At 70.8% G+C, this 13,224-nt stretch carries 14 protein-coding genes and 1 pseudogene; 8 read left to right on the forward strand and 7 right to left on the reverse strand.

From position 1 onward, the window contains the following. The first annotated feature begins 37 nt into the window (after positions 1-37). Positions 38-568 carry a peptide deformylase gene (gene def, locus AB0I04_RS22780; protein WP_360887567.1) on the forward strand — a complete coding sequence of 177 codons (531 nt, stop codon included), beginning with the start codon at positions 38-40 and terminating at the stop codon, positions 566-568. Positions 569-575: 7 nt separating this feature from the next. Here def and AB0I04_RS22785 read toward each other — a convergent pair whose 3' ends face one another. Beyond that, the gene (locus AB0I04_RS22785; RefSeq protein ID WP_360887570.1) at positions 576-986 is read right to left on the reverse strand and encodes a Dabb family protein; all 411 of its coding nucleotides are present in this window, start codon (positions 984-986) and stop codon (positions 576-578) included. 149 nt (positions 987-1,135) lie between these two features. Between AB0I04_RS22785 and AB0I04_RS22790 the strand changes: the two genes are divergently transcribed. After that, positions 1,136-1,783 (forward strand): TetR/AcrR family transcriptional regulator, encoded by a 648-nt coding sequence (locus tag AB0I04_RS22790; protein WP_360887967.1) that lies wholly within the window; start codon positions 1,136-1,138, stop codon positions 1,781-1,783. Between the two features lie 180 nt (positions 1,784-1,963). Then, positions 1,964-2,296, forward strand: coding sequence for a chorismate mutase (locus AB0I04_RS22795; RefSeq protein WP_360887573.1), 333 nt, complete (start codon positions 1,964-1,966; stop codon positions 2,294-2,296). 71 nt (positions 2,297-2,367) lie between these two features. Here AB0I04_RS22795 and AB0I04_RS22800 read toward each other — a convergent pair whose 3' ends face one another. Then, on the reverse strand, positions 2,368-3,906 hold the full coding sequence (locus AB0I04_RS22800) for a DHA2 family efflux MFS transporter permease subunit (RefSeq protein ID WP_360887576.1): 1,539 nt from the start codon (positions 3,904-3,906) through the stop codon (positions 2,368-2,370). A gap of 153 nt (positions 3,907-4,059) precedes the next feature. Next, a complete protein-coding gene (gene arfB, locus AB0I04_RS22805; RefSeq protein ID WP_360887579.1) occupies positions 4,060-4,488 on the reverse strand; it encodes an alternative ribosome rescue aminoacyl-tRNA hydrolase ArfB in 429 nt (142 codons plus the stop codon). A gap of 318 nt (positions 4,489-4,806) precedes the next feature. Here arfB and AB0I04_RS22810 point away from each other — a divergent pair, with 318 nt between their 5' ends. Together AB0I04_RS22810 and AB0I04_RS22815 are read left to right on the forward strand one after the other, a co-directional pair. Continuing rightward, positions 4,807-6,447: a carboxylesterase/lipase family protein gene (locus tag AB0I04_RS22810; protein WP_360887582.1), complete on the forward strand. Its 1,641-nt coding sequence runs from the start codon at positions 4,807-4,809 to the stop codon at positions 6,445-6,447. After that, the gene (locus tag AB0I04_RS22815) at positions 6,407-6,655 is read left to right on the forward strand and encodes a zinc-binding dehydrogenase (RefSeq protein WP_360887585.1); all 249 of its coding nucleotides are present in this window, start codon (positions 6,407-6,409) and stop codon (positions 6,653-6,655) included. Before AB0I04_RS22810 ends, AB0I04_RS22815 begins: the two co-directional genes overlap by 41 nt. A gap of 7 nt (positions 6,656-6,662) precedes the next feature. Here AB0I04_RS22815 and AB0I04_RS22820 read toward each other — a convergent pair whose 3' ends face one another. Next, positions 6,663-7,736 carry an alkene reductase gene (locus AB0I04_RS22820; protein WP_360887588.1) on the reverse strand — a complete coding sequence of 358 codons (1,074 nt, stop codon included), beginning with the start codon at positions 7,734-7,736 and terminating at the stop codon, positions 6,663-6,665. Positions 7,737-7,849: 113 nt separating this feature from the next. Here AB0I04_RS22820 and AB0I04_RS22825 point away from each other — a divergent pair, with 113 nt between their 5' ends. Next, complete coding sequence (locus AB0I04_RS22825) at positions 7,850-8,227, forward strand: MerR family transcriptional regulator (protein ID WP_360887591.1); 378 nt, start codon at positions 7,850-7,852, stop codon at positions 8,225-8,227. Positions 8,228-8,417: 190 nt separating this feature from the next. Here the strand turns inward: AB0I04_RS22825 and AB0I04_RS22830 are convergent, their stop codons facing one another. The 3 genes from AB0I04_RS22830 to AB0I04_RS22840 all read right to left on the reverse strand — a co-directional run bounded on the left by AB0I04_RS22830 (position 8,418) and on the right by AB0I04_RS22840 (position 11,936). Continuing rightward, entirely contained in the window at positions 8,418-9,851 is a 1,434-nt protein-coding gene (locus AB0I04_RS22830; protein WP_360887594.1) for a cellulose binding domain-containing protein, read from the reverse strand. A gap of 182 nt (positions 9,852-10,033) precedes the next feature. Beyond that, entirely contained in the window at positions 10,034-10,984 is a 951-nt protein-coding gene (pip, locus tag AB0I04_RS22835; RefSeq protein ID WP_360887970.1) for a prolyl aminopeptidase, read from the reverse strand. A gap of 103 nt (positions 10,985-11,087) precedes the next feature. After that, a complete protein-coding gene (locus tag AB0I04_RS22840; RefSeq protein WP_360887597.1) occupies positions 11,088-11,936 on the reverse strand; it encodes a LysR family transcriptional regulator in 849 nt (282 codons plus the stop codon). 271 nt (positions 11,937-12,207) lie between these two features. Here AB0I04_RS22840 and AB0I04_RS22845 point away from each other — a divergent pair, with 271 nt between their 5' ends. Together AB0I04_RS22845 and AB0I04_RS22850 are read left to right on the forward strand one after the other, a co-directional pair. Continuing rightward, positions 12,208-12,939 (forward strand): SDR family oxidoreductase, encoded by a 732-nt coding sequence (locus AB0I04_RS22845; protein ID WP_360887599.1) that lies wholly within the window; start codon positions 12,208-12,210, stop codon positions 12,937-12,939. 73 nt (positions 12,940-13,012) lie between these two features. After that, positions 13,013-13,219, forward strand: a pseudogene (locus tag AB0I04_RS22850) (hypothetical protein); the annotation flags it as partial. Positions 13,220-13,224: the final 5 nt, after the last annotated feature.

Consider the following 13,224-nt stretch of genomic DNA (forward strand, 5'->3'; position numbering starts at 1 on the left):
GGCCGGTCACCGGCCTGATCATCTACAGTCCTAGTCTGTGAGACGACAACGCGACGGCGCGGGCACCGTACGCCCGATCCGCTACATGGGCGATCCCGTGCTTCGCACCGAATGCGACCCGGTACGGTCGTTCGACGACGACCTGCGGCGGCTGATCGACGACATGTTCGCGTCGATGTACGCCAACGACGGCGCTGGGCTGGCCGCCAACCAGATCGGCGTCTCCCTGCAGGTCTTCGTGTACGACTGCGACGATGACGCCGGCCGCAACCACGTCGGCCACGTCGTCAACCCGGTGCTGATCGACACCGACGGCGCGACCATCGAGGACGACGAGGGCTGCCTGTCGCTGCCCGGCCTCCGCTTCCCGACCCCGCGCCACGCCCACGCCGTCGTCGAAGGCGTCGACATGACCGGCAAGCCGCTGCGAGTCGAGGGCACCGGCTACTTCGCCCGCTGCCTCCAGCACGAGACGGGCCACCTCAAGGGCCGGCTCTACGTCGACACCCTGAAGGGCGACGCGCGAAAGGCGGCTCTCCGCGCCGTCCGCTCCGCCGACTGGAGCTGATCCCGGGTCACGCGTCTGTGGGGATGCTCCCGTCGGGGATCGCGTCGAGGAGACGACCCCACTCCGGATAGGTCGCCACCTTCCGCAGGTGCATCCGCATGATCTTTCCGCCCAGCTGGGGATCCATGTCGTCGGACAGGCGCACCGCCGACAGTCGCGCGAGGTGCAGCAGGATCCCGAAGTCGCCCTCAAGGTGCACCGGGTCGTACAAGTAGCGCTCCAGGGCGGCCAGGTCCTCGATCCCCACGCAGTACGCGTGGGTGTATCCCTCGGCGGGATCGCCAAGGTCCTGGCCGACGCTGGAGAACGATGCCGCGTCGACGGTCGCCGTACGCCTCATGGCCGCCAGCACTTCGGCCCGCTGTTCTTCCGTGGTCTCTTCCTTGAAGCTGAACCGCAGCAGATTGACGATCATCATCGTTCCCTTCGTCGCAGGTCACCCGACCTGTACTGAACCGACGAGTTCACCATAGTTTCCTCATGAAGAAATTTACTAGTGGGTTCAACGAACTGATCTGATCGGTTCGATGTCGTCGGCGCGCACGATAGAGTGCGCCCGTGACCGGAATGACGGCCTCGACCGGGCGAAAGGGTGCGCGCGGGCGCATCGACAAGCGGCAGGCGATCCTCGACGCCGCCTTCACCGTCTTCGCCCGCCGGGGTTACTCACAGGCCGGAGTGCAGGAGATCGCCGAACTGGCGGGCGTCGCCAAGCCGACCGTGTACAACCACCTCAATGACAAGGAGACCCTGTTCCGACTCGCCATGGAGGCCGCGGCCGACGCGGTGTCGGCCGACAACGTGGCGAGCGTGGAGCGGCTGCGCGACCCCGGCGACGACCTGCGGGCGGCGCTGGAGGACGTGGCCTATCGCATGCTCCGCGTCTGTTGCAGCGAGCGCTCTCGCGCCCTGCGATGGCTGACCTACGCCCAGGTGACCCGCTTCCCCGACATGATCGAAACCGTGCAGAGCCGTACGTCGGACCGGCTCGCCGAGGCGCTGGCGGACCGGCTGGCCCGGCTCTCGCTCGCCGGTCGCCTGCGCAGATGCGAACCCGCCCAGGCCGCCGAACACCTCCTGGCACTTCTCACCGCCCCGATGGAGGCACGCACGTCGCTCGGCACGAGGCAGGCCTCCGCCGCGGAGACGCGCGCCGTGGCAGAGGCCGCGGTCGACACCTTCCTCCGGGCGTACGGTCCCGAAGAGATCACCTGAACTCCCCGGAAGATCATCGCCCTGCTAGGGTCGGCGCGTGATGACTCGCCTCGCATCCTGGTGGCGCCGCTCATAGGCGGCCTGTCGTCACGCGTTCCCAGACCGCCACTCCAGAGCAGGTCTGGGTGAAGGTCGGCCGAGATCACACGCTCGGGAGCCGACCAGAGGACAAGCCTCTCCATGACCCACGACGAGATCCACGGGATCCGCATCGAGATCGACGAACTCGACCGCCGGATCGTCGCCCTGCTCGCCGAACGGGAGAACCTCGTACGCCGGGCCGGCCGCCTCAAGACCAGCGCCACCGCCGTACGAGCACCGCAGCGCGTGGAACAGGTCGTCCAGCGGGTACGAGCCGCGGCCGCCGACCTGGGCGCGACGCCGGACGTGGTCGAGCGCACGTACCGCGCGATGATCGGCGCCTTCATCGACCTGGAACTGACGACCCTCGACACGTCGCCGGTCGACTCCGCACGGACCGAGGACACCGGTAGCCACGAACAGCCCAGGTAGGCGTCCGGGCCGGAGACGACGACGGCCCCACGGTTCGAGACCGTGGGGCCGGGACGTGCGCTGAGTGAGGGTCAGTGCATCGGCATCGGCGTGTCCGCCGAGGTGCCGGTCGGCTTGCGGCGGGGCAGGAACAGCGCCGGGATGAACGCCAGTGCCAGCAGGCCCACCGCCCACCAGTAGGTGCTCTGGAAGGCGTCCGCCATCGGACCGACGATCTTCTGCATGATCTGCGGCGGAACCTTCTGGGCCGAGGACAGCCCGCCGCCCGCCGGGCCGCCGAGCTTGTCGGACAGGGCGTTCGCGAGCAGCACGGACATCAGCGCCGTGCCGATGGAGGCGGACACCTGCTGAATGATGTTCAGCATGGTGCTGGCCTTGGGCACCTCGTCGTGCACGAGCGTCTGGATCGCGGCCGCCATGGTCGGCATCATCGTCATGCCCATGCCGAGCCCCATCACGAACAGCACGCTGCCGAGCACCCAGTACGAGGTGTCGGCCTGCAGGACCGCGGTGAAGCCGGCCACGGAGGCGACCACGACGACCAGGCCGATCAGGACGACCCGGCCGGGGCCGATCCGGTCGGTGAGCTTGCCGCCCACCGGCATGGTGAACATCGCGCCGATCCCCTGCGGGGCGAGCAGCAGGCCGGAGGAGAAGGCGGACTCCTGCCGCACCGCCTGGTAGTAGAGCGGGAGCAGGAGCATGGCGCCCATGAACGCGCACATGAAGAGCGTCATCGTGCCCGAGGCCGCCGCGACGGAGCGCCGCTTCAGCAGCCGCAGATCGATCAGCGGGTTGGCGGCGGTCAGCGCGCGGAGCGTGAACAGGACCACCAGCACGGCGCCGACGATCGTGGTGATGAGGACGTCGGTCCGGCCGAAGTCGCTGTGCTGCGCGCCCGTGGCCAGGCCGTAGATGAGCGACGCCAGACCGGGCGACAGCAGGATGAGGCCCAGGACGTCCAGGCGTTCGCCCGGACGCGGGGTGTCGCGCTCGAGGATCCTCGCGGCGAGGAACAGCGCGAGGACGCCGATCGGCAGGTTGATGAAGAAGATCCATCGCCAGGAGACGTCGTCGACCAGCCAGCCACCCAGAATCGGTCCGAGGATCGGCCCGAGCAGCATCGGGATCCCGACGACGCTCATCACCTGGCCGACCCGCGAGGGCCCGGCCTTCTGGGTGAGGATCGTCATGCCGGCCGGCATGATCATGCCGCCGCCGAGGCCCTGCAGGACGCGGAAGGCGATCAGCGACTCGGCCGACCACGCCATGCCGGCCATCGCCGATCCGGCCACGAAGAGCGCAATGGAGATCATGTACAGCCGCTTCGTCCCGAATCTCGCCGACGCCCACCCCGTGAGCGGGATGACGGTGGCCAGGGCGAGCGTGTAGCCGGTGGCCACCCACTGGATGGTGGAGAGCGGGGCCTTGAACGCGCCGGCAAGGTGGTTGATCGCAACGTTGACGACGGTCACGTCGAGGATCGACATGATGGCGCCGAGGACGACGACCATGGCGACCGCGAGCACGCCCCGATCGAGCCCGGCCGGCGGCGGTGCAGGTGCCTGCGGTGGATCTTCCGCGAGCTCAGGTGATGGCAGAGTGCTCACTTCGGTCTTCCAATCATCAATCGCCCACATGGGCGGCTAGCTGAGGTTTTTGGGTTGGCCGGACCATGATGCCGGGTGGCACCGACAATCTGGCAATCGGAGTGAATCCGCAGGTAGGACCGCCGGTATCGGTCCGAGGACGGAGCGGGACGTTCAGGCGTCGAAGCGGCCGGAGCGGCCCCGCTTCACGTCGCCGCGGCGGCGCTTGTTCTCCAGGCGGCGCTCGTGGACGCGGCGGCTCGGCTTGGTGGGACGGCGCGGCTTCGGCGGCGGGGCGGTCGCCTCGGCGAGCAGGGCGGACAGCCGCGCCTTCGCCGCCTCACGGTTGCGCAGCTGCGACCGGTGCTCCTCGGCGCGGATCGTGATGACGCCATTGACGAGGCGTCCGGCGAGGCGCTGCAACGCGCGTTCCTTGTACGGCTTCGGGAGTGCGGCGGACCCGGCCACGTCGAAGGACAGCTCGGCGGCGGTGTCGCTGGTGTTGACATGCTGTCCGCCCGGCCCCGACGAACGGGAGAAACGCCAGCGCAGCTCGGCGTCAGGGATGACGACCGAGCCGCGGACACGCACGGGATCGGACATACTGCTGATTATCCCTGGTGGGCATGGTGCATGTCGCCTGATTTACGGGCGGGATCCTGCATCTTCACTCCCCCGCCCTCCGGACGGCCGGACGGCCCAACGGCCCGGCCAGGATGGCGTCTCCGGCCCTGCGCACACTCTGGCCGACGGCGCCCGGCGCGTGTACGTCGGGATGCGCGCCACGCCCACGGGGTGGTGTTGGACGCACCATCACGGTGATGGCAGGGCGTCCGCGAAACGGGACCGAGGCCCACTGACTTCGCGGGCGCCCTGCCGCAGAGTCATGAACGCCGATCGCGAACTGTGGAGGTGGCGTTCATGTCAGAACAACGAGACCGCGCGAGACCGAGGGCACGCAAGGTCGCCGTGGCGGGTGCGGCCGGGCTCGGCCTCGTCGCACTCACCGGGACGGCGGTGCCGGCGATGGCCGCCGGGAACGATGACGCCGCGGTGGTGCGGACCGCAGAGGGGCCCGTACGGGGCGTCGTCGCGGCCGACCACCGGTCGTTCGAGGGCATCCCGTACGCCGCGCCGCCGGTGGGGCCCCTGCGCTGGACCTCACCGCGACCCGTCACGTCGTGGACGCGGACGCGGGACGCGACCCGGCCCGGCAGTGCGTGCGCGCAGACGGCGGGCTTCCTCGGCGACGCGCCGAGCGTGGCGGAGGACTGTCTGTACCTCAACGTCACCACGCCCCGGCGCACCAGCGGGCGGCGCCTCCCGGTGATGGTCTGGATTCACGGGGGTGGCTTCTACTCCGGCTCCGGTGACCTGTACGGGGCCGAGCGCCTGGCGACCAAGGGAGACGCGGTCGTCGTCACCCTGAACTACCGGCTGGGCGTCTTCGGGTTCCTCGCCCACCCGTCGCTGGACCGTGGCGGGCGGCTGTCGGGCGACTTCGGGCTGGAGGACCAGCAGGCGGCGCTGCGCTGGGTCCGGCGGAACGCCGCGGCGTTCGGCGGGGACCCGGGCGAGGTGACGCTGTTCGGCGAGTCGGCCGGGGGCATGAGCGTCTGCTCGCATCTGGCCGCCCCGGCCTCGGCCGGGCTGTTCCAGCGCGCCATCGCGCAGAGCGGCCCCTGCGCCCTCACGACCCAGTGGCCGTACAAGGACGGGAACTGGCTCGTACGGCCGCGGGCGGACGCCGAACGGCAGGGCGCGTCGGTCGCGGCGAAGCTCGGCTGCGCCGGCGCGGCGGACGTCGCGGCCTGCCTGCGCGGCAAGCCCGTCCCGGCTCTGCTGGACGCCTCGGACGGCGGCCAGGGGTTCGGGCCGGTGTCCGGCGGCGGCGTGCTGCCGACCGACCCGGCGACGGCGCTGGCGACGGGACGGTTCGCGAAGGTGCCCGTAATCCACGGCACCACGCGCGACGAGCACCGGACGTTCGTCGCCGCGCTCGAGTACTTCACCGGGCACGCGACCACCGAGGCGGACTACCGGAGCGAGATCGAGGGCTACTTCGGCAAGGAGAAGGCGGCGAAGGTCCTGGCCGCCTACCCGGTGGCGAAGTACGGCTCGGCGAGCACGGCGCTGGCCACCGTCTGGACCGACTACAGCTGGGCGTGCACGGCGCGCCAGGCCGACCAGGCGCTGAGCACGCGGGTGCCGACCTACGCGTACGAGTTCGCCGACGAGAACGCACCGTGGTTCGGCGACACCCCCGCGCCGGGGTTCCCGACGGGCGCGTTCCACGCCTCGGAGCTGCAGTATCTGTTCCACGACGCGCAGTTCCACGGACCGCTCACGGCGGAGCAGCGTCGACTGTCCGATCAGATGATCGGGTACTGGACCAGGTTCGCCCGCACCGGCGACCCGAACGGCGGCGGAGCGCCGGCGTGGGCGCGTTCGGTCCCGGGCGCGGAGCGGGTCCTGTCGCTCGCCCCCGGCTCCGGTGGCATCCGGCCGGTCGACCTCGGCCGTGAGCACCGCTGCGGCTTCTGGGCGTCCATCGGCCGGTGAGGAAGGGGCCGGCACACGACGACAACCGACGCCGCCGTCCGCTGCCCGCGGGCGGCGGCACCGCACATACAGACCGCGGCGCGCCACATACAGCGCCCTGGCCCCGGCGATCGACTCCACCTTCGACCTGGCCGACATCGCCGGCGCGCACCGGCGCATGGAGGCGAACGACGCGCTCGGCAAGATCGTCGTGACCGTCGGGCACTGACCCCGTTTCAGGCGGCGTGCTGATACGCCGGGTAGGTCAGGTAGCCCGCGTCACCGCCCTGGTAGTACGTGGCCTCGTCGACGGGGGCGAGCGGGAGTCCGGTGCGCAGTCGTTCGACCAGGTCGGGATTTGCGATGAAGGCGCGGCCGAAGCTGATGAGGTCGGCTCCCAGCCCGAGCCAGTGGTCGGCGTCGTCCCGTCCGGTCTGCTTCGGTCCCATCGGGAGCACCGGGTTCATGACGAGGGTGCCCGGCCACGCGCGGCGCAGGCCGACCAGCGCCTCTTCGTCGGTGGTGGCCTCGATGTGGACGTACGCGAGATCCAGGCGGGCCAGCTCGGCCAGCAGGGCGGCGTAGAGCTCGGGGACATCGCTCTCCTCGACGCCCCAGAACGTCGCGCCCGGGGAGAGCCGGATGCCGGTCCTGGAGGCGCCGACGGCCTCGACGGTCGCGGACACCGCTTCGACGGCGAACCGGATCCGGTTGCTCACCGAACCCCCGTAGCCGTCCGTACGCAGGTTGGCGTTCGATGAGAGGAACTGCGAGATCAGGTAGCCGTTGGCGCCGTGCAGCTCCACGCCGTCGAAGCCGGCGTCGACGGCGCGGCGGGCGGCCTCGGCGTACGACCGGGCGTGCTCCGGGACTTCGGCGGTGTCCAGGGCGCGTGGCGTCGGTGCGGGCCGGAGTCCGGTCGGGGTGAACACGTCACCGACGGCGGGGACGGCCGAGGGGCCGACCGGCCGCACGCCGATGGTGTCGGGGTGCGAGACGCGTCCGCCGTGCATGAGCTGGGCGAAGATCCGCCCGCCGTTGGCGTGCACGGCGGCGGTCACAGGTCGCCATGCGGCGACCTGCTCATCCGTGTGCAGCCCCGGCGTACCCGGGCTGGACTGTCCGATCGGACTCGGCTGCACGCCCTCGGACACGATCAGGCCGGCCGTCGCTCGCTGGGCGTAGTACGTCGCCATCGACGGCGTCGCCAGACCGCCGGCGGCGGCCCGTACCCGTGTCATCGGGGCCATCACCACCCGGTTGGGCAGCGTCAGACCGCCGAGCCGATGGCTGCTGAAAAGGGTCGTCACGTCGGGGCTCCTTCGTGGGCCGTACACCCGGATCTCGGGCACAGCGGTTACGCTAGAACCTGACATTGACGTCAGAGGCAAGCTTTGTGTCGCGGTTCACAACGGGAGGCGACGTGCGCATCGGGGAGCTCGCGTCACGGGCCGGAGTCAGCGTCCGGTCCTTGCGCTACTACGAAGAGCAGGGGCTGCTCACCAGCACCCGCAGCGCCAGCGGGCAGCGGCATTACACAGAGCACGATGTCGAGCGGGTCACGTTCATCCAGCGGTTGTACGCCGCGGGTCTGTCCAGCCGCACGATCATCGAACTGCTGCCGTGCGTCGACGCACCCAGCGAGGAGAATTCCGATGCCGCGCTGGAACGGATGGCGCAGGAACGGGACCGGCTCTCCGACCACATCACCGAGCTCATCCGGACCCGGGACGCGCTGGACGGGCTGATGGCCACGGCCCGAGCGCATCGCGAGTGTCTGCGGGCGGCGATGGCCCACTGATCGGGCGCTGCCGCCAAGCGATCCCCGGCCGGTCCGCACGGGCTCGCCGGTGACCGCCGGGTGCACCCGCCAGGCGATCCCGGTCCCGTCCGTACCGGCTCGCCGGTGACCGCCGTGTGTGCCCGTACGCATGACGTGGCGGGCCGTGCCGCGCCGCACGGCCCGCCACGTGAGCGGGGAGCTCAGAGGATCAGCCGGTGAAGGCCTTGGCGAAGTCGCCCTCGTTCTGTGCGATGCTGCTGCAGGTCGCGCTCGCCCACTGCTGGGGGCCGCCGGGGCAAGGCTTGTCCCGGGTGGCGGACCACATGGAGAGCCAGGCGAGGTTCTTCTGCTTGGCGAAGGCCGCGAGCTTCTTGGCGTCGGCGACCGTGAACACCTCAGTGTTCGTGTCGTTCACGCCGATCATCGGGGTGACGGCGATCTTGCTCCACGCGTCGCTCACGCCCAGCGCGCCGCGTACCTGGGTCTCGGTGGACGTCGCCGCCTGGATGGCGTAGTCGCCCATCTTGCCGCTGGGGTTCGGGGCCTGGCCGTCCCCGTAGTCCATGGCCATGATGTTGACGGCCGAGACCGAGTCGCCGTTCTGCTTGGCGCTCTTCAGCAGGTTCACGCCGTCCTGGGTGAGCCCGGACGGCAGGACCGGCAGCGTGAACGACACGTCCAGGCCCGACACCTGCTTCTCTAGTGACGCGATCGCCTGGGCGCGCCGGGTGTTGGCCGCCTGGTCGGCGATGGCGGCGCCTTCGACGTCGAAGTCGACCTTCTTCAGCTTGAACGTGTCGATGACCTGCTTGTACGCGGAGGCGAGCTGGCCGGAGTCACCGCAGGCCCCGGCGAGTTCGGTGCCGTTGGCGCCGCCGAACGAGACACGGACGTCGCCGCCGGCCGCGCGCAGCGCGTCGATCTTCTTGGCGACCTCGTTGTCACCGAGCGCCTGGGAGCCGCCCCACTTCGGGGTGCACCCGCCGCCCGCCACGATGAACGCCAGGTTGAACGTCTTCACGCCGGTCTTCGCCGCCGCGCCGGGCAGGTCGTACGGCGGGTAGAGGCCCACGTCCACGTACGGCGCGAACCCGCCTGCGGAGGAGGACGGCGGGGTGGTCGTCGGCGGTTCCGTCGTGGTGGGCGGGGTCTTGGTCGGCGTGGGCGAGGGTGCGGGGGCGCCGCCGCCCGAGCAGGAGTCTCCGTTCACCTTGCAGGCGGTCGGGGACGCGGCCTTGCCATCCACGGTGAACCCGATCTGCCGGGCCTGGCCCGGCCCGATGTCGCCGTTCCAGCTCTCGTTCTTGACCGTGATGTGGCTGCCGTCCTGGTGGGAGACACCGTTCCACAGGCTGGTCATCTTGGCGCCGGCCGGAAGGTCGAAGGACAGGTCCCAGCCGTGCACGGTGTCGGTGCCGGTGTTGGTCAGCGTGTACTGGCCGGTGTAGCCGGAGTCCCACGATGAGACGGAGCGGAACGCGGCCTTGACCGACGCGGTGTCGGCCGATCCGGTGGCCGCGGTGAGGCCACCGGTGCTCGTGCCGCCGGTCGCGAGGGCGACGCCGCCGACGCCCAGGACGGCCGCGAGGCCGAGGACGATCGGCAGCTTCGTCCGCCGCCGTCGCGTGGGGTGTGGACTCATGAGGGGGTGCCTCCAGGGAAGCGGGGGTCTACGGTCGTGCGCCTGCAGGGCGGTGCCAACGTACGGCCGTGGAACCCCTCGGCGGCCGCCGTTAAGGCGCTCTTAAGGGGCGGCTGAAAAGCGCCTAAGACTGCCGCCTCCGGCGTGGCCGATCCGGCGCCGCCGGGACCTTCCGCGGCGCCTCAGGCGCGGAAACGGTCGGTGGCGTCGATCAGTAGGTGACGGGTCCCGGGCTCCGTGCTGCCGTGGCCCGCGTCCTCGACGATGTGGAACTCGGCCTCGGGCCAGGCCCGGTGCAGTTCCCATGCCTGATCGGGAGGCGTCTTGATGTCGTAGCGTCCATTGACGATCACGGCGGGAATGTGCCGGATGCGAGCGATGCCCGCCAGCAGACCGCCTTCCGGAAGGAAGCCGCCGTTGCCGACGTAGTGGTGCAGGATGCGGGCGGCGGCAAGGACGGTGGCGTCGTCGAGTGCCGGTGGTTCGACGGGGAGCAGGGTGTTGGCCGAGAATTCCCAGGCCATCAAGGCGCGGGCCGCGGGAAGGTGCACCGCGGGGTCCGGGTCACCGAAGCGGCGGCCGTACGCGGCGACCAGGTCGTCGCGCTCGCCGACGGGGATCGCGTCACGGAACGCCTCCCACTCGGCGGGAAAGAGCTTGGCGGCGCCGGTCGGCGTGAACGCCCAGGCCTCGTCGGACGGGCGGACGAGGTAGATGCCCCGCAGCACGAGTTCGGTGACTCGGTCGGGGTGGGCCTGGGCGTACGCGAGGGCGAGGGTGCTGCCCCAGCTTCCCCCGAAGACCAGCCAGCGGTCGATGGACAGATGCTCGCGGAGCCGTTCCATGTCAGAGATCAGGTGCGGGGTCGTGTTGTAATCCAGCGAGACGCGCGGGTCCCCCGCGTTCGGCCGACTGGCACCGCAGTTGCGCTGGTCGAAGAGCACGATCCGATAAGCCGCCGGATCGAAGAATCGGCGGAACCAGGGCAGCAGTCCGCCGCCGGGGCCGCCGTGCAGGAAGACCGCAGGCTTGCCGGCAGGGTTCCCGCAGACCTCCCAGTGGATCCGATTGCCGTCCCCGACCTCGAGCAGACCCGAGTCATACGGATCGATCGCCGGATAGAGCTCTTTCAGCGCCATACGGTGATCAACGATCAGCACTCCGCCCGGTTCCCGGGATACCGGTCCGAGGCTCCGCTCGATGGTCCCTTTCCGATCACGGACGCACGTGCCCGCCCTAGAGGCGGGTCGCCGCTCGGACCAGCCCGGCGAGGGCCTGGGACCGACTGTGCGGCGGCCACGCGATCACCGTCGTCACCGTCGGCGCGTCCAGCACCGGCACGGTGGCGACGTCGCCGTGCAGATGGACCCGGCAGTTCTCCGGCAGGACCGCCGAAGCCCGGCCGAGCGCGATCAGCTGGACCAGTTGCGCATGGTCCCGGACCTGCGGGCCGGGACCGTCCGGGTACGTGCCGTCGGGGCCGGGCCAACGCGGCATCGGCAGACCGGGCAGCGCGGTGACGTCGGCCATCCGCAGGTGGGCCCGGCCGGCGAGGTGGTGCCCGGCCGGCAGGATCGCGACCTGCCCCTCCGTGCACAGCTCCTCGGCGTCGAACCCGACCGTCGAGTCGAACGGCCGGTGCAGCAGCGCAACGTCGGCCCGCCCGTCACGCAGCAGCCGCTCCTGCTCGCCGGGCCCGCACAGGAGCACGTCGACGGTGACCGCGCCGGGTTCGGCGGCGTAGGTGTCGAGCAGCTTCGACAACAGTTCGTTGGACGCCCCGGCCTTCGTGACGAGGACCAGGCCGGGCTGACCGGTCTCGGCGAGGGCGGCGCGGCGGGTACGGCGGTCGGCGGCGTCGACCGCGTCGAGGGCGGCCTGGCCCTCGCGCAGCAGCACCGACCCGGCCTCGGTCAGCGTGACGGCACGGCTGTTACGTTCCAGCAGCGCCACCCCGAGCCGCCGTTCGAGCTGCTGGATCGCCCGCGACAGCGGCGGCTGCGCGATCCCGAGTCGCTGTGCGGCCCGCCCGAAGTGCAGTTCCTCCGCGACGGCGACGAAGTACCGCAACTCCCGCGTCTCCATGCCGCCACGGTACCCGGCGGAACGACCGGTGCCGCGCCGCCGAAAACCGGCGGCGGAGCGCGGTACGGGATGGCGGAGAAGCCGGCGGCCGAGCGCGATACGGGGTGGCGGGGAAGTCGGCGGCACAACGCGGTACGGGTGACGGAGAACCGGCGGCACAACGCGACACGGGGTGACAGGAAGCTTGTGACCTGGGGCGATACCGGTGAGGTATCGCCGGTTACCCAAGCGGTGTTGGAGCCCTCACCGGGACGCGGACAGGATCAAATGCATGAGCGAACAGACGATCGCGCTGGTCACCGGCGCGAACAAGGGAATCGGATACGAGATCGCAACCGGCCTGGGCGCCCTCGGCTGGAGCGTCGGCGTCGGCGCCCGGGACGAGGAGCGCCGGGAAGCCGCCGTGGAGAAGCTGCGCGCGGCCGGCGTCGACGCGTTCGGCGTGCCGCTCGACGTTACCGACGACGCGAGCGTGGCCGCCGCCGCCGCGCTGGTCGAGGAGCGCTCCGGCCGCCTCGACGTGCTCGTCAACAACGCGGGCGTGACCGGCGGCATGCCGCAGGAGCCCACCAGAGTCGACCCCGCGACCATGCGGACGGTCGTGGAGACCAACGTGATCGGCGTCATCCGCGTCACCAACGCGATGCTGCCGCTGCTGCGTCGCTCGGCGTCGCCGCGGATCGTGAACATGTCCAGCGGCGTGGGCTCCCTCACCCGGCAGTCCAAAACCGACGACCCCTTCGCGACGGGCCCGATATCGGCCGCGTACTCGCCCTCGAAGACGTTCCTCAACGCCGTCACCGTCCAGTACGCCAAGGAGCTGCGCGACACGGACATCCTGATCAACGCCGCCTGCCCCGGCTACTGCGCGACCGACCTCAACGGCCACCGCGGCGTCCGTACCCCCGAGCAGGGCGCGGCGATCGCGATCCGGCTCGCGACCCTGCCCGACGACGGCCCGACCGGCGGCTTCTTCGAAGACGCCGGCGTGGTGCCCTGGTAACGGACCGGAGTCCTGGCCCCATCCGGTCGTCGAACGGCTCGCGGCGACGATCATCGCGGCGGATACTGCGGCTATGAGCGATCGTCCGCGCGAGTCGAGCGCCACCTACGCCCTGCTGCACACCGGGTATGTCGGCGGTGCCGTGGCCAGCACCGTCGGCTTCGTCCGGGACGGGGACCGGCTGGTGGTCACCGACCCCGGGATGGTCCGTGACCGGGGCATGATCCTCGACCCGTTGCGGGATCTGGGCGTGGAGCCGGGCGACGTGACCGACGTGGTGTTCAG

This window comes from Actinoallomurus sp. NPDC050550 (assembly GCF_040655075.1).
Taxonomy (GTDB): Bacteria; Actinomycetota; Actinomycetes; order Streptosporangiales; family Streptosporangiaceae; genus Actinoallomurus.